This is a genomic window from Halomonas sp. AOP12-B1-6 (assembly GCF_052379225.1).
GTDB lineage: Bacteria > Pseudomonadota > Gammaproteobacteria > Pseudomonadales > Halomonadaceae > Vreelandella > Vreelandella casei.
Genome location: NZ_JBQSYK010000001.1, coordinates 175,582 through 199,836 on the forward strand (window position 1 = coordinate 175,582; position 24,255 = coordinate 199,836).

The 24,255-nt window shown below is 54.7% G+C and carries 24 protein-coding genes; 10 read left to right on the forward strand and 14 right to left on the reverse strand.

The genetic code is table 11. The features are described 5' to 3' along the window. Positions 1 to 30 precede the first annotated feature (30 nt). Entirely contained in the window at positions 31 to 729 is a 699-nt protein-coding gene (locus ACT3TR_RS00830) for an NUDIX domain-containing protein (protein ID WP_096280964.1), read from the reverse strand. A gap of 72 nt (positions 730 to 801) precedes the next feature. Further along, positions 802 to 1,461: a TRAP transporter TatT component family protein gene (locus tag ACT3TR_RS00835; RefSeq protein ID WP_444624753.1), complete on the reverse strand. Its 660-nt coding sequence runs from the start codon at positions 1,459 to 1,461 to the stop codon at positions 802 to 804. A gap of 160 nt (positions 1,462 to 1,621) precedes the next feature. Between ACT3TR_RS00835 and greB the strand changes: the two genes are divergently transcribed. Then, a complete protein-coding gene (gene greB, locus ACT3TR_RS00840) occupies positions 1,622 to 2,152 on the forward strand; it encodes a transcription elongation factor GreB (protein ID WP_096280968.1) in 531 nt (176 codons plus the stop codon). 17 nt (positions 2,153 to 2,169) lie between these two features. On the opposite strand, the gene ACT3TR_RS00845 is transcribed toward greB, so the two are convergent. The 9 genes from ACT3TR_RS00845 to ACT3TR_RS00885 form a co-directional block, all read right to left on the reverse strand. Then, the gene (locus ACT3TR_RS00845) at positions 2,170 to 2,898 is read right to left on the reverse strand and encodes an SIMPL domain-containing protein (protein WP_444624752.1); all 729 of its coding nucleotides are present in this window, start codon (positions 2,896 to 2,898) and stop codon (positions 2,170 to 2,172) included. Between the two features lie 169 nt (positions 2,899 to 3,067). After that, on the reverse strand, positions 3,068 to 4,351 hold the full coding sequence (locus ACT3TR_RS00850) for a TRAP transporter large permease (protein ID WP_096280972.1): 1,284 nt from the start codon (positions 4,349 to 4,351) through the stop codon (positions 3,068 to 3,070). Between the two features lie 12 nt (positions 4,352 to 4,363). Further along, the gene (locus ACT3TR_RS00855) at positions 4,364 to 4,837 is read right to left on the reverse strand and encodes a TRAP transporter small permease (protein WP_096280974.1); all 474 of its coding nucleotides are present in this window, start codon (positions 4,835 to 4,837) and stop codon (positions 4,364 to 4,366) included. A 58-nt stretch (positions 4,838 to 4,895) separates the two neighbouring features. Further along, entirely contained in the window at positions 4,896 to 5,882 is a 987-nt protein-coding gene (locus ACT3TR_RS00860; protein ID WP_444624751.1) for a C4-dicarboxylate TRAP transporter substrate-binding protein, read from the reverse strand. A gap of 75 nt (positions 5,883 to 5,957) precedes the next feature. Then, a complete protein-coding gene (locus ACT3TR_RS00865) occupies positions 5,958 to 7,070 on the reverse strand; it encodes a mannitol dehydrogenase (RefSeq protein WP_444624750.1) in 1,113 nt (370 codons plus the stop codon). Beyond that, positions 7,067 to 8,704 (reverse strand): UxaA family hydrolase, encoded by a 1,638-nt coding sequence (locus ACT3TR_RS00870; RefSeq protein ID WP_444624749.1) that lies wholly within the window; start codon positions 8,702 to 8,704, stop codon positions 7,067 to 7,069. The genes ACT3TR_RS00865 and ACT3TR_RS00870 overlap by 4 nt, the downstream gene beginning before the upstream one ends. Next, positions 8,701 to 9,738, reverse strand: a complete 1,038-nt coding sequence (locus ACT3TR_RS00875; RefSeq protein ID WP_444624748.1) for a zinc-binding alcohol dehydrogenase family protein — start codon at positions 9,736 to 9,738, stop codon at positions 8,701 to 8,703. Before ACT3TR_RS00875 ends, ACT3TR_RS00870 begins: the two co-directional genes overlap by 4 nt. A 218-nt stretch (positions 9,739 to 9,956) precedes the next feature. Next, complete coding sequence (locus ACT3TR_RS00880) at positions 9,957 to 10,799, reverse strand: fumarylacetoacetate hydrolase family protein (protein ID WP_444624747.1); 843 nt, start codon at positions 10,797 to 10,799, stop codon at positions 9,957 to 9,959. A gap of 22 nt (positions 10,800 to 10,821) precedes the next feature. After that, positions 10,822 to 11,562: an SDR family oxidoreductase gene (locus ACT3TR_RS00885; RefSeq protein ID WP_444624746.1), complete on the reverse strand. Its 741-nt coding sequence runs from the start codon at positions 11,560 to 11,562 to the stop codon at positions 10,822 to 10,824. 308 nt (positions 11,563 to 11,870) lie between these two features. Between ACT3TR_RS00885 and ACT3TR_RS00890 the strand changes: the two genes are divergently transcribed. Next, positions 11,871 to 12,626: a FadR/GntR family transcriptional regulator gene (locus tag ACT3TR_RS00890; protein WP_444624745.1), complete on the forward strand. Its 756-nt coding sequence runs from the start codon at positions 11,871 to 11,873 to the stop codon at positions 12,624 to 12,626. A gap of 23 nt (positions 12,627 to 12,649) precedes the next feature. On the opposite strand, the gene ACT3TR_RS00895 is transcribed toward ACT3TR_RS00890, so the two are convergent. Next, positions 12,650 to 13,669, reverse strand: a complete 1,020-nt coding sequence (locus ACT3TR_RS00895; RefSeq protein ID WP_193062431.1) for a methyltransferase — start codon at positions 13,667 to 13,669, stop codon at positions 12,650 to 12,652. Continuing rightward, positions 13,666 to 14,505, reverse strand: coding sequence for a methyltransferase domain-containing protein (locus ACT3TR_RS00900; protein WP_444624744.1), 840 nt, complete (start codon positions 14,503 to 14,505; stop codon positions 13,666 to 13,668). Before ACT3TR_RS00900 ends, ACT3TR_RS00895 begins: the two co-directional genes overlap by 4 nt. Positions 14,506 to 14,641: 136 nt before the next feature. On the opposite strand from ACT3TR_RS00900, the gene ACT3TR_RS00905 reads away from it, so the two are divergent. The 4 genes from ACT3TR_RS00905 to ACT3TR_RS00920 all read left to right on the forward strand — a co-directional run bounded on the left by ACT3TR_RS00905 (position 14,642) and on the right by ACT3TR_RS00920 (position 18,436). Further along, a complete protein-coding gene (locus tag ACT3TR_RS00905; RefSeq protein WP_444624743.1) occupies positions 14,642 to 15,658 on the forward strand; it encodes a LacI family DNA-binding transcriptional regulator in 1,017 nt (338 codons plus the stop codon). Between the two features lie 104 nt (positions 15,659 to 15,762). Then, positions 15,763 to 16,746: a sugar kinase gene (locus ACT3TR_RS00910; protein WP_444624742.1), complete on the forward strand. Its 984-nt coding sequence runs from the start codon at positions 15,763 to 15,765 to the stop codon at positions 16,744 to 16,746. A 29-nt stretch (positions 16,747 to 16,775) separates the two neighbouring features. Continuing rightward, on the forward strand, positions 16,776 to 17,750 hold the full coding sequence (locus tag ACT3TR_RS00915; RefSeq protein ID WP_441685035.1) for a 2-hydroxyacid dehydrogenase: 975 nt from the start codon (positions 16,776 to 16,778) through the stop codon (positions 17,748 to 17,750). Next, positions 17,741 to 18,436 carry an HAD-IA family hydrolase gene (locus ACT3TR_RS00920; RefSeq protein WP_441685033.1) on the forward strand — a complete coding sequence of 232 codons (696 nt, stop codon included), beginning with the start codon at positions 17,741 to 17,743 and terminating at the stop codon, positions 18,434 to 18,436. The genes ACT3TR_RS00915 and ACT3TR_RS00920 overlap by 10 nt, the downstream gene beginning before the upstream one ends. A gap of 25 nt (positions 18,437 to 18,461) precedes the next feature. Here the strand turns inward: ACT3TR_RS00920 and ACT3TR_RS00925 are convergent, their stop codons facing one another. After that, a complete protein-coding gene (locus ACT3TR_RS00925; RefSeq protein WP_441685032.1) occupies positions 18,462 to 19,670 on the reverse strand; it encodes an amino acid deaminase in 1,209 nt (402 codons plus the stop codon). Positions 19,671 to 19,807: 137 nt separating this feature from the next. Between ACT3TR_RS00925 and ACT3TR_RS00930 the strand changes: the two genes are divergently transcribed. The 4 genes from ACT3TR_RS00930 (at position 19,808) to ACT3TR_RS00945 (ending at position 24,189) form a co-directional block, all read left to right on the forward strand. After that, the gene (locus tag ACT3TR_RS00930) at positions 19,808 to 20,671 is read left to right on the forward strand and encodes a MurR/RpiR family transcriptional regulator (protein WP_096282385.1); all 864 of its coding nucleotides are present in this window, start codon (positions 19,808 to 19,810) and stop codon (positions 20,669 to 20,671) included. 1 nt (position 20,672) lies between these two features. Then, positions 20,673 to 22,160, forward strand: a complete 1,488-nt coding sequence (locus tag ACT3TR_RS00935; RefSeq protein ID WP_444624741.1) for an N-acyl-D-amino-acid deacylase family protein — start codon at positions 20,673 to 20,675, stop codon at positions 22,158 to 22,160. Further along, entirely contained in the window at positions 22,157 to 22,549 is a 393-nt protein-coding gene (locus ACT3TR_RS00940) for a RidA family protein (protein ID WP_096281009.1), read from the forward strand. The genes ACT3TR_RS00935 and ACT3TR_RS00940 overlap by 4 nt, the downstream gene beginning before the upstream one ends. Before the next feature lie 143 nt (positions 22,550 to 22,692). Further along, positions 22,693 to 24,189: a sodium:solute symporter family protein gene (locus ACT3TR_RS00945; RefSeq protein ID WP_444624740.1), complete on the forward strand. Its 1,497-nt coding sequence runs from the start codon at positions 22,693 to 22,695 to the stop codon at positions 24,187 to 24,189. The last annotated feature ends 66 nt before the right edge of the window (positions 24,190 to 24,255 follow it).

Here is a 24,255-nt window from a genome sequence, read left to right on the forward strand (position 1 = left end):
TCGTTTTTTCGCTTTTGCATGTATTTTACGTTAGGTCGACGCCCGCTGTGACGCGGCTCGCAGCGACGCTCGTTGGCTATTTAACCAATGTAGCCCAATCAAACACATGGCGTTGTCGAGTCTTCCCAGGCCCAAGAGTTCCCAAGCATTAGCAAAGGGCACCACGTGGACACGAATATCTTCATGCTCTTCATCTAACCCATGGATGCCGCCTAATCCTTGGGTATCTACCAAACCACAAAATAATGTCACTTGCTCGTTGCAGGCACCGGGACTGGGGTAATAAGTGTGCAGCTTGGTTAGCTCCGTCACTTTACAGCCTGCCTCTTCCCACGCCTCTCGGCGGGCAACGTCTTCCAGCGACTCGCCTTTTTCCACTAAGCCGGCCACAAATTCTAACTTCCATGGCGATAAAGCATCGTCAATGGCGCCCGCACGAAACTGCTCGATTAACACCAGTGAATCGCGCTCTGGGTCGTAGAGTAGCACCCCTACCGCATCAAAGCGGCTATGCACTTCTCTGCGCATAGGCTCGCTCCAACCGCCTTCAAATAGGCGGTGACGAAGCTCTAGCCCATCGAGGCGAAAAAACCCCTGGTGCAGCGTTTCACGCTTGAACAGCTCAACGTCGTCGCTATTTAACAGCGCAACGCTAAGCGTGGTGTTCTTAAAAGGAGCGGCTGGCTGCGCGGAGCCTGGAGAAGATACGTTCTTAGAGCGGGTCGCCATGAGGCACTCCCAGTGATGATAATGACGCTATTATCAATGCTTGCCACTGGGAATGCCAATTCAGGCGATAGGTTAAAGCTCGCTTAGCATTGCCTGCGCATCACGGCGCAAGGCTTCATCAGACGCTTGTCGGCTATCGCGGGCGGTACCTTCCACCGCGCGCTGTGCATGCTCCCGCGCGGCCTGTTCATTGCCCTCTTCTTTTAGAAAAGCAGCGTAGTAATAATTAACATCAATGCCGTCTGGGCGAATCTCTAAAGCACGTTGGAACATCCGCTCGGCGGTATCGCTATTACCAAAACCGATGGGGCGCCCCGGTGCACGGTCGTATAAAGCACCTAGGGTGACATAAGCCGAGCCGTTGCTACCCTGGGGATCAATCTCAATTGCCCGTTCAAGCACATCACGAGCATCGCCCGCGGTGCCCAGTGCACCTAAACCGCCCCGTTCACGGGCATAAGACGCCAATATAATGCCCTGCCAAACCAGCACGTCGGCGTTATCGCGCTGTTGCTCCGCCAACTGCCCCGCCTCTGCCGCCAGCGCCTTCAGCGTGCTTTCCCGCTCATTCGCGGGCATGTCGGTAACGGTATGTTCCCAGCGATTCTTCAGCGAGAACAGCTCGCCTTCAAAGGCCTTGGCGGCAAGAGGTGACAGCGTAAGCGCGCTGCCAATGAGGATGGCCATTAATGAACGCTTTAAAGGTAGACGTGCAAAAGACAGAGTTCGCATACATGCTCCTAAATTATTGTTGTCCCGTGGAGACCTAACAACGGCGGGCCTCTCCAACAATGTAACGAACGTTTGAATGATTCGCCAGTCGCATGTTGCTTGGTATGCTTCCCGCAATTAACGTAAGGTAGATAGCTCGATACATAATAGGGAACCGGTAATGAAAGGCCGCAACATGACCCGCTGGCGCGATCCAGCAAAAGATCCGCGTCAAGCCCCTAAGAGCAACCTGATTACCAGCGAGGGCGCTTCACGCTTACGCGCTATTTTAGATCACCTTTCACGCGTTAAACGCCCGGAAATTTCTGCCAAAGTCGGCGAAGCTGCCGCTCAGGGCGATCGCAGTGAAAACGCTGATTACACCTACAATAAGAAAGAGCTAAATCGCGTGATTGCGCGTATTAGCTACCTGACGACACGTTTGGATGAGCTGCAAATTGTCGACCGCCTGCCCGCCGACACCAGCAAAGTATTTTTTGGTGCCTACGTGAGCCTGGAAGATGAAAAAGGTGAGCAGGTACATCTTAGAATTGTTGGCCACGATGAGATCGATACCAAAAAGCGCTGGATTAGTATCGATGCCCCCATGGCCAAAGCACTACTAGGTAAGCAGGTCGGTGAAGAAGCGAAGGTGCTTACGCCTAACGGCTATACGTTTTATACCATCACCGTCATCGATTACACCGGCTAATAGCAACGCTGTAAGGCTCAATCCTGAAGCGAGTAGTCGACCGTAGTCACAACGCGCACGCGCTTGGTTTGCGGCGTGTAGCTATCTAGATCGTCAATCGAAAAGTAGCCTTGGGTCGCTTGGCGTATCTGACCCACTTGGCTACCCGAATCTTCAGCAAACTGCTGTGCAGCGTTACGCGCATCTGCCGTTGCGGCCGCAATCATTTCTGGCTTAATGGCATCCAGGCCCGTAAACAGAAACTCCGTGCGGTATTCGTAGCTAGGTGAAAGCAGTACGCCTTCTCGCACTAACGAGGTCGCGTTAGGAATCGCTTCAATCACGCCCTCAACGTCGGGCGAGCGCAGCAGCAGCGTCGCTTCTGCGCGATAGCGTTCATCCGGGCGCTGAGCACCATACTGATTGCTGAATTGATCGGTAATTCTCGGCGGTGTCGAGCTCACATGCTCTGGGGCAAAGCCTTGAGCCTGAAGAAAATCTCGAATCGCCCCCTCGCCGCTGCTTAGCTGCTGCTCTAGATCGCTTAAACTATTGGCGCTCACCGTGTAGTTAAACGGCCACAATACCAAGTCGGCCTCGACGTCTCGCTCGGCCAACCCTCGCACGGTGACGCTACGCGACGACTGCTGCCATACCTCAGCGGCACCTTTGATGTAGCTGCCGCTCCATACTAGCCCTAACGCGAGAAGGCCGCCTAGCAAAACAGCACTGCCCAGAACCGCAGTATTTCGAACGTTTCCTGTCATAACGGCCACCTCGACTCACGTCTGTTAAATCGTCCAATGCGTATGACACATCATAGACCCGAACGGTTGTTTCGTCGGTGGTTGAATGTGGCAATTTCAAGGATAAAGGCGCAGAAGAATCTTCTGCGCCTTTATCTATTTAAACAAGCGGGGGATATACACAGAGCGGTTAGAAAACTAACGCGGGCAGGGCAAGAGAGATCGCTGGCACAAAGGTTGTCAGTAGCAGTATGCCTACCATCACCATCCAGAATGGCATGACCGCACGTATAAAGTCCGCAACCTTGACGCCAGTGATGCTGCAGGTAGTGAACATGACCGTGCCTAAAGGCGGCGTTATGGTTCCAATCGTGGCATTAATGATAAAAATGATACCAAAGTGAACCGGATCGATGCCGAACTGAGCAGCCACAGGGGCTAATAACGGAGACAGCACAATCAATATCGCATTGCCCTCCAAAAACATTCCCAGTACCAGCAACAGCAAGTTGGCCAACAGCAGGAAGACAATGGCACTACCGACCTCTGAAGACAGCAGCATAGCGATTTCTTGAGGGATCTGCTCCCAGGTAAGAAAACGCGCAAAGCCCGAAGCGACAGCGATGATAAAGAGCACATTGACCGATGCCAACAGTGACTCATTGGTGGCCAGTGCAATGCTCTTGACCGACATCTGCTTGTAAACGAAGACACCCACAATCAGCGCATAGAGCACCGCAATAGCGCCAGCTTCAGTTGGCGTGAAGACACCAATACGAATACCCCCGATCACAACCAGTGGCAGCATTAAGGCGATGATGCCAGCCCGCGTGACGCTAACCCATTCATGGCGCGTCACTTTGCTGCGCTCAGGCGGCTGATAGTTATTCCGACGGCATAAATAAGATACCAAGACCATTAAGCTGATGGCCATTAACACGCCGGGCACAACCCCTGCCAGAAATAGCCGCCCAATCGATACGTTATTGACGTAGCCATAGACAATCAATGCAATACCGGGGGGGATTGTAGAGGTAATTAACGATGAAGCTGCCGTTACTGCACTGGAAAAAGGCTTGGGATAGCCTTTGGCGGTCATGCTAGGCACCAGCAGTTTTGAGTTCATCGCGGCATCGGCAATGTTAGAGCCAGACAGCCCGCCCATAAAGGTGCTTAACAGAACGTTGGCCTGCGCCAAACCACCGTGCATACGCCGTGTCAGCAGCTCTGCTAATTTAAGCAGCCGGTCCGTAATGCCGGAATAGTTCATGAACACGCCGGCCATAATGAAAAACGGTATCGCTAATAACGATACGGATTCCAAGCCCCCTGCCAGACGTTGAATCAGCAACATCGTCGGCTGATCGGCCCCGACAATGAAGTACAGAAACGTAGAAAAAAACAGCGCGAAGGCGACGGGCGTCCCTACAAGAAACAGTAAAAACAGTGCGCCAATAGCAATACTCACAGCCATTTGATTGAGCTCCTATGGTGTATGTCGCTGAATCAGCCGGACCACACAGTGATAAATCATCACCACCGCACTGACAGGGATAGCTACGTGAATCCAGTAATAGGGAATTTGCAGCATCGGCGTGCTGCGAAACGCTGAGAAGCTGAGCAGCTGAGTTCCCCAATACAACATGACCAAGGCACTGATCAAAATGATGCCAACGCTGAACACCTGCTCATTCCAATGTGCTAAGCGAGGTGGAAGCTTGTCAGTAACGAAGCTGATAAACACATGCTCACGGCGCCTTACCAGCGCACTGGCGCCTAAAAAGGTGGCCCAGACCAGCAGCAATTGGAGTATCTCTTCTGTCCATGCCAGCGGCGAACCAAATAGATAGCGCATAAATATGTTGCTAATAGCCACCAGGAAAAGAGCAAAAACAGCGGCGGTGGCGATAACCTCATCAAGGCGCATGACCCGATCCAGCCACGTAAAAATACGCTTCATACCAGCCTCCTCGATTAGGCTCCCCGGCACGCCGGGGAACCATAAAATCACACGCTAATCAGCCGTTGATAATCTTGTAGACGTTGTCGTAAAGACCGTCAGTCCACTGCGGAAAAGCGGAGGGAATTTGCTCGGCTGCCCGCTCACGGAAAGGAGCGGTATCTATTTCGTGAATCTCCACGCCTTCGCTACGCAGTTTCTCCAGCGCCTGCTCACTATCTTCAGCAACAAGCTCAGCCAGGTATTCAGCCATTTGCTGGCCTGTATCGGTCAGAATTTGCTGCTGCTCTTCATCAAGCTGTTCCCAGAAGGCCTGGCCGGTAACGAAAGGCGCGACGGTATGCATATGCGCCGTTAAGCTCAGGTGCTTGACCACTTCATAAAATTTTCCGCCGTAAAGCACGGCAGCCGGGTTTTCGACACCGTCGACCATTCCCTGAGCCAAGGCGGGATAGACATCACCCAGCGACATAGGCGTCGGCGTTGCGCCCATGGCGCGAATCGCTTCAACATACATCTGCGAGTTCTGTACGCGCACGCCTACACCGTCGAGGTCTTCCGGCGTATTAACCGGCTCACGCGTGAGCAAATGGCGAACGCCATACACCGCATTAGGGATGACAATGTGATAACCGGACGACTGCAGCAGGGTCATTTGCTCAGCGAACCACTCGGAGTCAAAAACCTTGAGCTTAGAGTCGAAGTCTTCGCTTAAATACGGCGCATCTAAAACGGCTAGATCAGGCACCGAGTCAAGAAAATTACTGTAGGCGGTAATCGAAATAATGGCTGAGCCAAACCGCGCCTGCTCCATTACGTCGGTTTCCGAGCCTAGCTGGCTTGCGGGGAACGCTTTCAGTTCCAGCTCACCGTTACTAGCCTCGTTCACCCATTCGGCCCACTGGTTGACAGCAACGTCCACCGGCTCGCCTGGCTGGTTGCCATAAGCCACGCGAATCACCGTGCTGGCATTCGCGGTGCTAACAATGCCAATACTGGTTGCGGTCGCAAGCGTAATAGCAAGAGTGAGTTTATTAAGGCGCATGTAGTACTCCACTTTTTTTGTTTAACTGCAGTAATAGTGACGGCCAAACACATGGTAAGCCGCGGTTGCCTATGCTTATCGCTCAAGCGCCTTTTCAAGCCGAGGCGTTAGAATGTTGTGTTGTTTAGCCATGCTCACTACGGGTTTCAAACGACGTTCCAGCTTGTCGTGGTGATAGTTCGCGATATCTGCTAAGCGGTGATCCAGATACGGATTATCGAATCGCTCCAGCGTGCTCTGCCAGTAGCTTTCTAAGTCCATGTCGGGCAGCTCACGGGATAATGTGGGCAGCACCTCCTCTGCTATCACCTCATTAAGCGCCGTACGCAGCCGCGGCTCCTGCATGGCTTCTCTTACGTAGGTTATTGATTCACTCAACCCCAGATAGCGCCACTGATCTATCAGGTAACTGTGCGCCAGATTGAGAATATGCAGTTTGCGTAATTCATAAGGCTGCAGTGAGTGCACCACTTGCACGGCAGAATGTTCAAACGGCATGACTAGGCCTGGCGTTTGTTGCACGGCCCAAAGCGCATAGGGTTCGGCAACGGCGCCGATGGGTTCAAGCGGTGCTGAAACGATGCGATCCACCAGCGTATTGACCCAGCAGCACTGGGATACCAGCCAAGCGTCAAAGTCGGCATCTTGATAGTCCAGTCGAGCCAAGGTAGCGACAAGCTCTTTTAGCACGTCACCGTTGCGGCTAATCAACTCGCAAGGAAGCAGCGTCAGTCCCGGCCGCCCTGCCTGAAAACGCGCATAAAGCAGCTTGGTAAGTTTGCCTGGGAAACTTGAAGGCACATCCGCCAAGCTGGAATCATTGGCGACCTGATAGCCGCTATCGCCCGTATTGGACACCACCCAGCGGGCCGTATCGATAAAGTGGCGCGCTAATGACGCCCACTCTTGTGCAGCCACCATACAGCCAGCCACACTGCCAACCGCATACTGATCATCGACAGGTAAGCCGTCGCGCAAGCCTTTAACATGTAAAGGGTAGCTAGCCTGCTGCGCCAAGGCCGAGGCTTTGGCTTTGCCTTCCGGACGATCAGAGGTCTGCACTACCAGTACAGCCTCTTGGCTAACGCCTTGAACTATGGCCTCGCCAGCAAAGGCGGCCACGTGGCCCAGCAGAAACCGGCTGGTGCCAAACTGAATGATGCTTGCTTGATGCAGCGGGAGACTCACAGCGAGACGCCTCGCTTCCAGGGAATAAAGTCCAGCTGTGACAGCCGCACTGCTTTGGTGACATAGCGCCCCGATGCGGTGTCGATACACATCGTCAGCAACTCATCAGCCAGTGTCGCGATATCGGTTTCACCGCGAATAATAGGACCGGCATCAAAATCGATCACGTCGCTCATACGGCTGGCGAGTTCGCTGTTGCTGGCAATTTTCAGCACCGGTGCAACGGGGTTCCCGGTCGGCGTACCCAATCCGGTCGTAAACAGTACAAGGTTGGCGCCGGAGCCCACTAAGCCTGTCGTCGACTCCACGTCATTGCCAGGGGTGCACAGTAGATTAAGCCCCTTACGCGTCATGGGCTCGGTATAATCAAGTACGTCAACCACAGGGCTATCGCCGCCCTTTTTGGCAGCCCCGGCTGACTTCATCGCATCGGTGATCAAGCCATCACGAACGTTGCCCGGCGAAGGGTTCATAGAGAAATCGGCGCCGACCGCATGAGCATGACGCTGATAGGCTGCCATCAGCGAGCTAAACCGCTCGGCAACGTTTGGATCACTACAGCGCGCAAGCAGCTCATGCTCGACACCGCACAGCTCAGGAAACTCACTCAAAATACCGCTGCCACCCAGTGCCACTAAACGATCAACAACTGCGCCCACTAGCGGATTGGCAGAAAGCCCGGAAAAACCATCTGAACCGCCGCACTCAACGCCTAGCGTGAGCTCAGAAAGCGGTGCGGGCTGCCGGGTGACTTGATTGGCCTGCTTGAGGCCATCAAAAATAGCCGTTAACGCATCACGAATTAACACTTCTTCACTCTCAGAGCGCTGCTGTTCGAAATAGCTAACGGTTTTGTAGCCCGCTGGATCACGCTCTGCGATAGCATTTTGTAGCATGGTGATCTGCGCTTTCTGACAGCCCAGGCTCAGCACCGTTGCTCCCGCTACGTTGGGGTGACAAATATAGCCTGCCAGCAGCTGACAGAGAGCTTCGGCATCGCCGTCCGTACCGCCACAGCCCAGTTGATGAACCAGAAAACGCACGCCATCAACGTTAGGAAATAAACGCTCATTTGAAGACATCGTAGACTCAGCCGCACTGTCGCCATGCAATAACTGGCGCGCCATGCGCTTGTAGTCTTGAAAAGGGTCGTCACCCAGCGCGTCAGCGACACACTGGCGAAGCACCTCAATATTACGGTTTTCACAAAACACCAACGGCACTACGAGCCAAACATTGGCCGTTCCAACTCGACCATCGGGGCGGTGATAGCCGTCGAACGTGGTCGTCTCGAATGCGGTGACCGCGGGCGGCTGCCACGCAGTTTGTTGGCTATTCGCAGACAAATCATCCGTCGAATGCACTAGGTTTTCGGTGGTAATAGCGCCGCCTGCGGCAATAGGCTGAGTCACTTTACCCACCGTGACGCCGTACATGACAACCAAATCACCAACCGCCATGTCACCCAGTACGAACTTGTGCTTATGGCGCACGGGGCCAGGGAGAGTAATCTGCGTATCTTGATCTTCAATCACCGTGCCTGCAGGCAGGTCGGTGAGTGCCACTCGGACATTATCCAGCGCGTGGACCCGCAGGGTGAGATGGGGCGTTTGCGTCGCAATCAGGTCACTCATGAGTGCGCCTCGTCAGTATCGATGGTGATCATGGCTTTAATGACGTGATTGGCAGGATCACACCACTGCGGCATTTTGGCGGGCACATCCGTGAGCGGTGCACGATGCGTAATCATCGCATCGGCATTGATAGCGCCACTTTCCATGAGCGACACGACACAGGCAAAGTCCTCAGGCGTCGCATTGCGGCTGCCCATCAGCGTCAGTTCTTTCTTATGGAAATCAGGATCGTTAAATGCAATGTCGGCTTTGACGATACTGACCAGCACATAGCGGCCGCCATGGCCGGCAAGATCGAAACCTGCCTCCATCGCGCGAGGATTGCCGGTTGCATCGAAAACAACCTCTGCCAGCGCCCCACCGTTCAATTGGCTGATGCGTTCAGCAACATCATCTTCCAGGGGATTCGCAACGGCATCGGCGCCCAGCACATCGCGGCAAAAAGCTAACCGTGAGGCATTAGTGTCTACCATCAGCGTACGTGCGCCATGGCTCTTAGCTACCTGCAGCACGCCCATTCCAATAGGACCGGCGCCAACGACGACGGCCAGCTCATCCACCTGCAGCTGACTACGTCGTACCGCATGCGCGCCAATAGCCATACATTCCACTAACGCTAGCTGATCAAGGCTCAACGTTTCTGAGACCACAAGGTGGCTGATTGGAACGGCTAAGTACTCCGCCATTCCGCCGTCTCGGTGCACACCAATGACCTGCATGTGCTGGCAGCAGTTGGTTTTTCCCTGCAGGCAAGCGCGGCATTCACCGCAATGTAGATAAGGAATCACGTAAACATTCTTACCGACCCAATGCTGCGATTGCTCGTCCTCGGCCTCGACCACCTCCCCCGCCAGTTCGTGGCCTAGCACCCGTGGATATTCAAAATAGGGCTGGTTGCCACCGTAGGCGTGAATATCCGTACCGCAAATACCAATACGGCGAATACGAACAACCGCGTGGCCAGGGGTACACGCTGGGCGGCTGGCCTGGCTTAGTTCGAGGTGATGCGGTTTTGAACAGACGAGAACTTGCATTAGTGCATTCCTTTTCGCGTAGCACTGGTCACCAAGCACAGACCGTGTGCCACACAGCCTGATAGGTACGTTAAATGAATAGGTACATTGATCCAGTGGTCAGACCTTTGGCGGCGCAATATCCCGCCATCTAGTGGTCTGACAATCTCATTGAGTGAAGCGCCAGCGGCAAATTAAGCCGCTAGCGCCGACGTTAGATTTAACTGACCTTTTTCATCTTATGCTTGAACAACGCGCTGGAGCTGCTCACCCAGGCCATCGATGCCTAAGCGCATTTGCTGCCCATCGCGAAGATAAATCGCTGGCTGCTGGCCCATGCCCACACCTGGGGGTGTTCCGGTGGAAATAACGTCACCGGGCTGTAGGCTCATGAACTGGCTCAGGTAGCTAATCAGAAAAGGCACCTGATACACCATCGTGCGGGTGTTGCCGTTTTGATAGCGGTGGCCATCGACCTCAAGCCACATATTGAGCTGATGAGGGTCAGCAACGTCATCGCGTGATACAAGCCAGGGGCCCAAGGGGCCAAACGTATCGCAGCCTTTACCTTTGTCCCAGGTGCCGCTTCGCTCCAGCTGATACGCACGCTCAGAGACATCGTTAACCACACAAAAACCCGCCACGTGAGACATGGCATCGGCTTCATCAATGTAACGCCCGCCCTTACCGACAATCACGCCAAGCTCTACTTCCCAATCGGTCTTCTTAGAGCCGCGGGGAATTTCCACGTTGTCGTTGGGTCCACACACCGCGCTGGTCCATTTGTTAAAAATGACCGGCTCTGGCGGCACTTCAGCACCGGTTTCCGCAGCGTGATCGGAATAGTTAAGGCCAATGCAAATAAACTTACCAATGCGGCCAACGCAGGGCCCTAGACGAGTATCCGCCGCGACTTCTGGCAATGATGAAAGATCCAGGTCGCGCAGTGCCTGTAGCCCTTCATCGCTAAGCACATCGCCGGCAATATCATCAACGATGGCGGAAAGGTCACGCACAGCGCCCTGGCTGTCGATAATGCCCGGTTTCTCTTGGCCCGGCTGTCCAAAACGTACGAGTTTCATATTATTATGACTCCTATAATAATCAGTTGGCCCAGCCACCATCAATTAACTGAGTGGTGCCCGTAATGAACTGCGACTCATCGCAGGCCAGAAATGTCGCTAGCGCTGCCACTTCTTCAACGCGCCCTAGCCTGCCCATCGGCTGCCGCGCCTTAAACGCCTCAAGCACGTCGGCATCGCTGCGCCCTTCTTGTCGGGCCTGTTCAGCGATACGCTGCTTCAACGAAGGCGACTCAACGGTACCAGGACAAATCGCGTTACAGCGAATACCTTGGGTCATAAAGTCGGCGGCTACCGACTTGGTTAGCCCAATCACCGCCGCCTTAGAGGTGCCATAGGCGCAGCGATTGGGCACACCTTTAATACTAGACGCCAGTGACGCCATGTTGATAATACTGCCGCCACCGTTGTTTAGCATACCGGGCAGGAAAGCCTGCAGGGTATGAAACATCGAGGTGACGTTCAGGTCCATGGAGCGCTGCCACGAAGCTTCATCGCACTCCAGAATGTTGCCACCGGCAACCATGCCTGCGCAGTTAAACAGTATGTCCAATGCTGGCAGCGAGCTAGCCAGCTCATGAATTGCCTGGCTGTCCGTTACGTCTAGGCGATACGCCTCAACGCCCGGCATATTTTCTAGGCTGCTAATGTCGATATCTGTGGCGAATACCCGCGCGCCTTCGGCAACAAAGCGTTCAACGCTGGCACGCCCAATACCGTTCGCAGCGGCGGTGATCAGTGCAGTTTTATTCTTGAGTCTCATGCTATATCACACCTTTAATAGCGATGGCACGTCTCTGAAAATCGTGGGAACATACATAAGGCCAAATCATCCGGACATCCAATGGCCTGACCAATGAATCGAGTATGAGCGAACTTCTTTCATCCTGGCAAGCCACAAAAAGACCAAATAACGGTTTTTTAAGATGAACTTTAGTCGCTATAAACTTTAGTCTTTATAAGCTGTGGCCTTTATAGGCTTTGGTATTTTTAAACTTAGCCGTTACCTCTTTTTAGCCGCTACGCCTTGTAGCCGCAAACCATCGATAACATGGACGGGAAGCACCACGAATGCCGATTCAAGCCATCCGCTCACAGCGCCTCTATCGTCAGATTGCTGATCAGCTTCAGCAGCTTATCAGCGAAGGAGAATTCCCTCCGGGAACATTGCTCCCTCCTGAGCGCGAGCTTGCCCTATCACTTGGCGTTAGTCGTGCATCCGTTAGAGAGGCTTTGATTGCCCTGGAAGTAGTAGGCCAAGTGGCCGTGCGTGTTGGCTATGGTGTGGTGGTGCTCGACGCTCGCTATACGCCTATCGAACCGGTGATGCGCGCAGCCGCACGCACCGAACCCTGGGCGCTGGACCCTGAGTTCGAGAGCGAAATCGAACTTAATTTAAATGAAGAAATTCCGCCCTTTTCTCTCCTTCAGACGCGCCGCTATCTGGAGCCAGAAATTGCCGCCTTGGCAGCCCAGAATGCATCTGAAGAAGATCTGAAAGCGATGCGCTTAGCGTATAAGCGCAACGTGTCCGACAACGCCAACGGCGGGCGCAACTGCGCGGGGGATCGCCTGCTGCATATCCGCATTGCCGAAGCATCGGGCAATGCGGCCTATGCGCTGTTGATCAAGCACCTACTCGGGCATAAATACGGTCCCATGTTCCGCCGCCTCCAAGACTTATTTATGGAAACGGACATGCCGCAGCGCTCTCAGGACGACCACGAACGAATCGTTGAGGCCATTGAAGCACGTGACCCCGATGCGGCTCGCCATGCGATGGAAGTACATCTCGACCACGTGCTCAACGTTTTCTTTGCAGAGTGAACCGCCGTGCTTAAGCCATCGCACTAGCGTGATGGCTTGATCGCTGAATACACTTTGAAGCGACGGTTATCCGCTAGGGTTTGAAAGTCTTGAAACGCACGCTGCAAGTGCTCTGGATAAGGCAAAAAGCCATTGGCGACAATCACTAAACGACCGCCTGCGCTTAGATGCTCTGGCGCTCCGTTTATTAAGCGCTGGCTGGGTCCATAGCTAATATCACGCTCTTTGTGAAACGGTGGATTGCTGATAATCCAGTCAAACTGCTCGCCTTCCAATGCACTAAAGACATCACTATGCAGCACACGCCCTGCTAGCCCATTAGCGGCCAACGTACGCTTACAGGCCTCTATTGCAAAAGCGCTGACGTCGACAGCGGTCACATGATGGCCACGCTGCGCCAGCCAAGCGCTCACAATGCCGTCACCACAGCCCATATCGAGCACTTTAAGCGGCTTGTTTGGCAAACAACTGTCGATACTTTCCAGCATCAGCAGCGTGCCCTCGTCCACTTTGCCATGACCAAACACGCCTGGATGGCTCTCCAGCGTTACTCCGACGGCCTCAAAACGTTGCCAAGCGCTATTGCTGGCTCCATTCCCACTGGCTAAGTCTAGCGCCGCAGTGCGAGTGACAAAAAGCGAGCAGCGCCGCGCATTATCTCGCTTATCGCACGGCATACCCAGCTCAGCCAATATTTTAGGAACTCGCTTAATGCCCCCCTGATGCTCACCCACTATTTCAATGGATGTACCGGTGGGTAGCTGCTCGCATAGCCACTTAAGCCACCAGATACCCAGCTGGTGCGCTTTGGGCCAAAATAATACGACCTCTTTGCCCAACGGCTCACCGACAGCTCTTTCAAAGGGATTGTGGGCTTGCTTGCCTTTGGCGGCCCACTCGTTCAGCACGCCCTGATTGCCACTGACCACGCCCTCTGACTGGTCAGCCAGCCAGCTATCCATGGGAGGGTCGATGACCCACAGCGCGGCATAATTATCCTGCTGACGTTCTAGTAACTGACACGCGGGCACTCTTGCGCTCATTCAGTGATCTCCGGTTTGCTTAATGTGTAAAGTAGATAGCGGCCTAGGCGCCAATGCGGATCTTGGCGACAGTACTGTTTTTCCAACGCCAGCAGCGTTTCACGCTCAACGGGTGTCGTAGGCGGCTGGCGCAAATAATCTTGGAACACACGAATACCGGCGACGGCCTCTATTCGCAGCCCGTTCTCAGCGCTCCACTGCTCAATATCAGCGTGGGTCACGGGTGAAATGGGCGTCAATCGTTGGCGCTTACCTTTGCCCGCTAAGCGATCGCTCAAGGCCTTTTCTAGATTACCTTTGACCGCGTTCGAAAAACGCAGCGCGTCGCGATTGAATACCATCAAACTCAGCTGCCCGCCGGGCGCTAATAAAGTGCTCAAAGCAGCGACTGCCGCCCGCGGATCGCCCAGCCACTCCAGCACCGCATGACAGGTAATCAGCGCCCATGGTCCGGGTGCCTGATCGACTAATGACTGCAGCGGCGCCTGCACATAGGTAACGGCCTCTTCCGGTAGCGATTTCGCGTCACGATGCCAATGCTTAGCGTAATTCAGCATATCCTCTGAAGGCTCAGACATGGTCACCGCGTGCCCTCGCTCAGCAAACCACGCCGCTTGCTGACCTAATCCCCCGCCCACATCTAGCACCTTTTGGCCGTTTAGCTGCAGCATGGTGGGTAGCAAATAGTCGAGCATGGCTAAGCGCAGCTCGCCTCGGGGCGCTTGATAAAGAGAGCGGGAAAATTTGTCGGCTAAACCGTCAAAATAGCGATCGCCAGCCTGCGTTAATTCATAACTATTTATGAGGTTGTTCTTCGACATATCGTTGGGGTGCATACCGCAGGCGTCGCTTTAGGCATAAAGGGGCCCGTAGTTTACCTTCCTTAGCCGTCAAACGCTTGCTTGTAAATCGGTTGCTCCCACGCGCTAAACCTTTTATCGTGGGAACGTTCCCATTTCGCAGTCGATCGCTATGTCTACCGCCGCTCGCCGCTCCACCCTTCTTGAAGTCGCTCGCTTAGCCGGCGCGTCTAAAACCAGCGTTTCACGTTACTTCGGCGATGAGCGCGAACGGCTGTCTCCGTCACTACAGGCACGTATTGCCGAAGCGGCAGAGCGGCTGGGCTATCAGCCCAACCAAATGGCACGCGGCTTAAAAGGCGGCCACTCCAAGCTAATCGGTATGCTGGTAGCGGATATACGCAACCCTTTTTCGGTCGCGATTACGCATGGCGTTGAACAAGCATGCCGCCAGCATGGCTATTCGCTGCTGATGTGTAACACCGATAATGACCCCGAGCAGGAACGTCAGCACCTAGCATTGCTGGGTGCTTATCAGGTGGCAGGCTTGGTGGTTAATGCCGCCGGTAGTCCCGAGCGCCAGCTGCATCGATTTATCAGCCAGGGAACACCTGTTGTCTTGCTCGACCGTGAAGTAAATCACGTCGATACAGAGGTGGTGGGCCTCGACAATCAGCGAGCCATAGCGCTGGCGCTCGACCATCTCACTGCCCAAGGATATCAAGCCCTGCTGTATGTCAGCGAAGCGCCTGAGCGGTCGAGTAGCCGACAGCAGCGATTAACCCACTTTATCCACGACGCCACACAGCGCGAATTGACGCACGCCACGCTGCTGCTGCCAGCCGATGGCGATACCGCTGCGCTTGAGACGCTTCGCCGCTTTCTCAGCGAGCACAGTTCGCTATGCTGCGCAGTTCTATGCGCTAACGGCAACGTGACGTTAGACGTCGCACGGCTGTTTCAAAAACTCGGGTTACGCCTGGGCGAGGTAGGCCTAATGGGCATTGATGAACTCGACTGGTGTGCACTCGTCGCCCCGGGCATCACAACACTAGCGCAGCCCACCAATACGATCGGCAAAACTGCGGTGCACTGTTTAATGCACCGCATTACGCCTACCAAAGTGGCCATGCCCAAGCAGCTCAGCTTTCCACCCAAACTGATGGCACGCGGCTCTACGCAGCGCTAATATTTTTGCAGTACAAATCAATCACAGGTATCACGAATTAATCATTGCGGTCACAAATGGTATCGTTCCCATATCGGGCTAATCACAACATTACGAGATGACTTATGCCTCCTTCATTTTCAAATCATCCGGAAATTCTCACCTTTGGCGAGGCCATGACCATGTTTGTGGCGCAGTCGCCGGGCAAACTTTCGGAAATAGAACATTTTCAGCGCCGCATTGCAGGAGCAGACACTAATGTCGCGATCGGCTTGGCGCGTCTAGGGTTTCATGTTGGCTGGTTGAGCCGGGTGGGCAGTGACAGTTTTGGCGACTTTATTCGCCAAACGCTAGAGCATGAAGGGCTCGACTGCCGCTATCTGCATAACGATAGCGAGCACCCTACAGGGCTGCTTTTCAAAGAGCGTGCGCTGGAAGGTGCCGACCCTAGCGTTGAGTATTTTCGTCGCGGCAGCGCCGCCAGCCACCTAACCCCGCAAGACGCTAGCAATGTCGATTTCGCGGCGCTTCGCCATATACACGCCACCGGCATTCCCCCGGCGCTGTCTGCCAGCGCCCGCGAGCTTTCCTATCACATGCTCAAAGAGGCACGCGCGGGCGGTGCCAGCATCTCCTTTGATCCCAATTTACGCCCCAGCCTGTGGGCCAGTGAATCTGACATGCGCGAGACGCTCAATGCCCTTGCCGCCTTGTCTGACTGGGTATTGCCAGGGCTTTCAGAAGGCCAGCTACTCACCGGTCAGAAGACGCCCTATGACGTAGCAGGTTACTATCTTGACCAAGGCGCCAGCGCCGTCATTATCAAGCTGGGGCCGGAAGGCAGCTATTATCGCGGCCATTTAGACGGTCAAGAAGAGAGCTTTACTGTAGACGGTTGCCAAGTAGACGAGGTTGTGGATACCGTAGGTGCCGGCGATGGCTTCGCAGTGGGTGTTGTCAGCGCCTTGTTAGACGGCCGCTCGGCACGCCAAGCGGCCATGCGCGGCAATCTGATCGGCGCTCAAGCGATTCAGGTCATTGGCGATATGGAAGGCCTGCCTGATCGCGAGCGGCTAAGCACGCTTGAAGCCGACCAGCCAACTGCTTAACTCGACACAATTTTAATAAGGAAGTATCAGTGAAAAAACGCTTAGTGGTTCAAGGACGTCTTAACGATGCTCAGCTATCAGAACTTAGCGGCTTGTTTGAGGTAGACGTACTGCCTAAATCAGCCAAGCTTGATGCCCCAGAGAGCCGCGCATTATTAGCCCAGGCCCATGGCATTGTGGGTTCTGGCCTGCCGATTACGGCAAAGATTTTGGATGCTGCGCCCAATCTTGCCGTCATCGCGACCATCTCTGTTGGCTATGACAGCATCCCCGTTGATGAGCTCACTAAGCGCGGCATTATGCTGTGTAATACGCCTGACGTACTCACCGAGACCACCGCTGATACGGGCTTTACGCTTATTATGGCCACCGCACGCCGCGTGGTTGAATTAGCCCAATGGGTCAAAGATGGCCACTGGCAGGCTGGCGTTGGCCCTGAACAGTTCGGTAGCGATGTGCACGGCAAAACGCTGGGCATGGTCGGCTTTGGACGCATTGGCCAGGCCGTCGCTCGGCGCGGTGCCCTGGGATTTGGCATGAAGGTGCTTTACGCTAAAGCCTCTGCCAAGCCTGAATTAGACCGTGAGCTGGGTGCCCAGCACCGCGAACTTAGCGAGCTGCTGGCTGAATCCGATTTTGTCTGCGTGACGGTTCCTCTTACCGCTGAAACCGAGCGTCTGATCGGCGCCCAAGAGTTTGCACTGATGAAGCCGTCTGGCATCTTCATCAATATCGCCCGCGGCAAAGTGGTCGATGAAAATGCGCTGATCCAGGCACTCGAAAACGGCGTGATTAAAGCGGCCGGCCTGGATGTGTTTGAGCAAGAACCGCTGCCAGCTTCATCACCGCTGGCCACGATGGCCAATGTCGTGGCCTTGCCTCATATTGGCTCTGCCACTCATGAAACGCGCGATGCGATGGCCCAACGTGCGGTGGATAATATTCGCCTGGCGCTGCAGGGCGAGCGGCCCATTAGCCTGGTCAACGAAGAAACATGGCGATGAGCAGCGCGACGCCAGCAGCGGCGCCTTTCTGCCTGCTTTTTGACTGCGACGGCACGCTGGTTGATAGCGAGGTGCTGCTCGCCGATGTCATGGGGACGATTCTTCCCGAATTCGGTTTGCCGTTTTCCGCCCAGCAGTACATGGAGGAATTTCGGGGGGTGCGTTTCCAGACCATCGTTCAAACGCTGGAAAGCCGCTTTCAAGCACTCACTGACAGCGAGTTTTCGGCGCTTGAAGCAGGCATGCGCGCACGCATGGAGACACGCATGCGCTCAGAACTTGAAGCTATTCCCGGCATGCCCGCCGCGCTGGAAAAGCTAGGAGCCCACCCTAAAGCGGTGGTTTCCAATGGCCCTGAACCCAAAATCCGCTGTGCGCTAGAAAGCACTGAGCTTGGCCATCATTTTGGCGACCGCCTATTCAGCGCCTATACCCTTAATGTGTGGAAGCCCGACCCTGAGCTGTATCGCCAAGCGGCCGCTGCCATGGGCTACGCCCCCCAGGCGTGCATCGTTATTGATGACGCGGCCGTGGGCGTAGAAGCGGGACTAAAAGCAGGTATGCACGTAGTGCATCTCAATCACTTTCCAGAAGAAGAGCGCACGCCTGAAGGCGCGGTGGGCATTCATCATGCCAGTGAATTGCCCGCCGCTATCGCGCGCTTATCTCTGCAAGCAACCGTCTAGCCATTGACGGTGGTTGGCTCGCTCGCTAAAAGCAGGTAGCCAAGCGTTCCTTAACGTTGAGGTCGGCATCTATCAGCATCAGTTGGCGCCATTTATCGAACGTTAAGCAAGGATGGGAGGCGCCAAAAGCGAGAATGTCCCCCACCTTGATATCCGATACCCCTTCGGGAAGCTTTATAAAGGTGTGCTGATCCATAATGTTCGTCACCTCCCAGCCGGCCACTGACAAAAGCTGCGCTGGGTCACCGCCTTCCCGATAGCGGCGTAAGACCACCGGTAACGGGTCATAGCCAATATCGCGTTTTCCTAGCGCAACGATGGCAAGCCCCTGCTCAGGAAGCGACTGTACCTGGGCAAAGACTTCCAGCGCTGGCTCCAGTCCTTGATGCAAATCAGGGCGGCGTTCTAGCACCGCAGACTGCGCTTCACGGTATAGCCCGTGATCGTGTACGACGTAACAACCGGGGCGCAGTACGGGGGTAAACTTCTCCTGAAGCAGGGATGTTTGAAAGGCTTCAGCAATAACGTCGTACCAGGCAGAACCCGACGCCGTCACAATGGGGTTGGGCTCTGAAAAGCGCTGTTCAGCCTCAAGCTCTAGAGCAACATCCACTAAATACTTGGCATAGGCACGAATGCCCGCCTCTGGATTATCACCGTGAACAACGCCTTCATAGCCTTCTAAACCCGCTAATGACAGAGCCGGCTCACCGGCGATGGCTTCCGCCAGCGAGAGAATTTCCTGCTGATTGCGGCAACCACAGCGCCCCCCCGCTACGCCCACTTCAATGAGAACCGATAACGTCAAGCCACGTTCGGCAAAGAAGCGCCCTAATTCGCGCACGTTGTCATGATTATCAACCACACAGTAAAACGTAGCCCCCTGCCCGATCAGGCCCGCGACAATCGCCATATTCGCCTGCCCAACTAACTGGTTGGCCATTAATAATCGCGTGGCGCCGTGAGTGAAAGCGGCACGACACTGTGGCGCGGTCGCCAGGGTTATGCCCCACGCCCCCGCCTGAAGCTGGCGACGAAACAGTGCTGGCGTCATGGTGGTCTTGCCGTGGGGCGCTAAGCGAGCACCGTGGGCCTCTGCAAACCGTTGCATCCAAGCCAGGTTATGGTTAAGCGGCCCTTCATGCACTACGGCGGCGGGCAGGCTGACACCGGACAAAAGATTGGGACCCAGTTCCACGCTGCCTTTTTCCATTGCTAACGTCACTACTTCCATGCGCCCATCTCCTCGCTCTTTGCCTGCGCCTCATCATCATGAATGACAAAGCGGCAATGTTAGATACTTTCACACTTATTGACTTCAAGTTAGAAACTAACATACTTTTAAGGCAAGGCAACCTTCAGGAGCCCACGGTGAGCCAAGAAATAGATATTTTATCCCGTATTACGACTGACGTTAGCGCGCTTCGCGATGCGGAAAAAAAAGTGGCTGAGCTTATCTTCGCCGATATCGATTTTGTCACCGAAGCAAGTATCGGTGAGATTGCCCAGCGCGCCGGGGTTAGCGATGCAAGTGTGACTCGCTTTGCACGCGCCGTCGGCTGCACCAACGTACGCGACTTAAAAACACGCTTAAATCGAGCGTTGGCAGCAGGCCGACGCTTTATTCAAGAAGCGACCCCTGACGATAGCTCAAGCGTGGTGTATGACATTGCTATGCAGACGCTGGCGTTTAACCGAGATCTTCTAGCTCAGGCGGATATACCCGGAGCCGTTGAGCAGCTGGATAAAGCGCGACAGATCCTCGTTTTTGGCGCGGGAGGTGGCTCTAGCATTCTCTCGCAGGAGCTTCAGTTTCGCCTAGTGCGCCTTGGCTATGCAGTGTGCGCCTACCCTCAAGCGCTGTTGCCTCGCATGGTGGCATCGACGCTTGAACCGGACGATGTGGTGGTCGTGCTGTCCGCCACCGGCTACACCCCTGAAATGGTGGAGTCTGCGCAAATTGCCAAGCAGTACGGCGCCACCGTTATCGCTATTACGGCGATGAACTCGCCACTCGCCAACACTGCCGACATTGTGCTGCCGGTGACCTCGCGTGAAACCGACTTTATCTATCATCCTTCGGCATCACGCTACGCCATGCTTGCCGTCATCGATGTCTTGGCACTTGAGCTTGCTATGCGCCATCGCGAGCGCTCGCGCACTAAGCTGCGCCGGCTCAAGCTGAGCCTAGATGACCATCGCGGTGGTGATAATCGCCAGCCATTAGGAGACTAAAATGGTCTATGACCTGCTAATTCGTAATGCCAATGTGCTCGATGGCTCTGGCGCCCCACATTTTCGTGCTGATGTTGCTATTCAAGGCGAACGCATCTGCGCCATCGGCAATATGCCCGATGCAACGGCCACCACCATTATTGATGCGCAAGAGCGCTACCTAGCGCCGGGTTTTATCGACGTTCATACCCACGACGATACGAATGTCGTGCGTACTCCAGCAATGCTGCCAAAACTAACCCAGGGAATAACCACCGTGGTCGTGGGTAACTGCGGCATTAGTGCCAGCCCCGTCACACTAACCCATGACGTTCCCGACCCGATGAACCTATTGGGCGATTTAGAAGACTTCCGCTATTCAAGCTTTGCAGCCTATGCCAACGCGGTAGACGCCGCGATGCCCAGTATTAACGTGGCGGCATTAGTGGGACACACCAGTTTGCGTAGCCAGGTCATGGATAGTTTCTCGCGACCTGCCAGCGAAGACGAGATCCATTCGATGGCTTCACGTCTGCGTCAAGCGCTTGATGAGGGCGCGCTTGGGCTAAGTTCAGGACTTGCTTATCGTAATGCGATCCACGCGCCGAGCGCAGAGATGGCCCCGCTAGTAGCGGTCGTCGGGGAATCGGGTGGCGTTTACACCACTCACCTTCGCGATGAGTTTGCCGGCTTACTGGATGCGATGGACGAGGCCTTTAGCACTGCTCGCAATGGCAAAGTGCCACTAGTGATCTCACATCTAAAATGCGCCGGTGCAGGCAACTGGGGCGGTGCTGGGAAAGCACTTAATAAACTTGAAATCGCCGCACAGCATCAACATGTTCACTGTGACTGCTACCCCTACACGGCAGGTTCTTCTACTCTCGACCTGGGCCAAGTGACCGATGAAATTGAGATTACGATTACCTGGTCACACCCCCACCAAGAACAGGCGCGGCGCCCGCTGAAAGACATCGCTGCCGAGTGGAACTTGTCATTACTGGACGCTGCAAAGCAGCTGCAGCCTGCAGGGGCGGTTTACCACAACATGAGTGAGGCGGATATGCAGCAAGTGCTCGCGCATCCGCTCTCCATGGTGGGCTCCGATGGCCTGCCCAACGACCCGCACCCGCATCCACGGCTATGGGGCGCCTTCCCGCGCGTTCTTGCCCATTACAGCCGTGATTTAAACCTAATGCCACTGGCAGAAGCGGTGCGCAAGATGACCAGTCTTTCAGCGGCCAACTTTGGCTTAACGGATCGCGGCACTGTGCGCATCGGCGCCTACGCCGATCTCACTCTCTTTGATCTCGACGCATTAGAAGATACCGCCAATTACGAAACCCCCATCGCGGCGGCCAAAGGCATCGATATGGTCGTGGTCAATGGCAGGATCGCTTATTACCAAGGCGCTATTACCGACCAGCGCCACGGGCGAATGTTACGCCGCACTGAGCGTATTCCTCAAAACAATTTCATCGTTCAACCCAACCAGGAGCAAACACCATGAGCATTACTCGATACGGCACTGAAGGCGGCGTAGGCACCGGCGGACAAAAGCTACCCTTTGCACGCGCCGTAGAAGCAGGCGGCTGGCTATATGTATCTGGCCAAACGCCTATGACCGACGGTGAAGTCGTTGAAGGCAGCATCGTTGAGCAGACCCGCCTCGCGTTCGATAACTGCATCGCCATCATGCAAGAAGCCGGATATGGCGTCGAAGATGTCGTTCATGTCACCACCGTGCTAACGGATGCACGCTATTTTAGCTCTTTCAATAAAGTCTTTAAGGAGATATTTGGCGATAACCCGCCGGCGCGCATCTGTAGCGTTCAGGACTTAGTGGTGGACTGCAAAGTGGAAGTAGACGTGAAATGTTACCGCGCTGACCGCGCCTAAACGCCATAAAGAAAACGCCGCACCCCGGCAAGGGTGCGGCGCCAGATTACCGCGTGATTAGGAGAAAAAGCCTCGCGATAGTCGCTTCCATTGCCTACTGACGGCCGCGGCAACGGCCGGATAAACAACGATAAGAGGTTACCATGAACAGTCAAATATTCCTCACCACCTTTGTGCTCTACATTGTCGCGATGGTGGTATTTGGATGGTGGGTTTCAAGACACAAACGCGGCAGTGGCGACGACTTTTTACTTGGCGGGCGCAGCGTTCCCCTCTTTCTGACGGTGGGCACGACGGTGGCCACTATGGTGGGTACCGGTTCCAGTATGGGTGCCGTCGGTTTCGGCTACGCCAATGGATGGGCCGGTGCGCTATACGGGCTCGGCGGCGCTGTGGGCATCCTATTGCTAGCCGTTTGTTTTGCGCCGGTTCGTAAGTTTCGGTTTATGACCATGAGTGAAGAATTGGCCTACTACGTTGGCGCTAACCGTCTAGTACGCAACGTCGTTGCCCTGCTGATCTATATCGCCTGCATCGGCTGGCTGGGCGCGCATATTCTGGGGGGCGGTCTGTATCTTTCCTGGATGGCAGGGATTGATCTAACCACTGCCCGCATTCTCGTCGCCTTAGGCTTCGGCATTTATTGCGTTGTGGGAGGATATTTTGCGGTTATCTGGACCGACACCATTCAAGCCGTTGTGCTCTTCGCGGGCTTCATTTTAATGGCGGTGCTTGCCTTGATCGAAGTCGGCGGTTTCTCAGGGTTAACGGCAGGCATGGAGGTCAGTGCCACAAGCTTTCTAGGCATTGATAAAATAGGCGCGCTCCCCGCCCTTTCGTTAGCGGCCGTTATTGCTATTGGCGTGTTGGCAACACCGTCTTTCCGCCAGCGTATTTATTCTGGCGAGTCAGTGAAGTCAGTCCGTCGCTCGTTCTTGATTACCGGGGTGCTCTACCTAGGCTTTTCTATCATCCCCGCGATCATTGGCATGGCCACTCACGCCCTTAATCCTGGGCTTGATAATAGTAACTACGCGTTCCCCTTTCTGGCGACTGAAATCATGCCACTCGGGCTAGGGTTATTGTTATTAGTCGCCGGCCTTTCTGCGACCATGTCGAGTGCAAGCTCAGATGCCCTTGCCGGTGTTTCCACGCTGATTCGTGATTTATATGTGCTCGTAGCGGGACGCACACCTTCAGCACGCAACGTCGTGCGTTTTTCACGTATTGCGCTCGTCGCCACTATTGGCCTGGCGCTACTCTTCGCGCTTGCCTCAGACAATGTGATCACCTACATCACCCGCATGATCTCAACGATACTGTCAGGCCTGTTTGTGACAGCCATGCTGGGTCGTTTTTGGCCACGCTATAACTGGCAAGGCGCGATCGCTACGCTAATTTTCGCTTCAGCAACCTCACTAATCATTATTGCTAACAGCGAATGGACGGCTTCCTGGGGTAATCCGAGCATTCCCGCAGTGCTAGCCGCCTTGGCCGCTGGGGTGATCGTTACTCTCATCACACCCGCCTCACGCGTCACTTCAGAGCAGGCGCTGGCGATTCTAGACCAGGAGCGCCAACGTATGGAGCAAGTGCCTGAGCCAACCTTGACGAATACGGAAACATCCGCGAATAGTTAGCGGCTAACCGAGTAAAAAAGCCCCGCTGGTGACAAACATCAGCGGGGCTTTTTGCATTGCGCATTA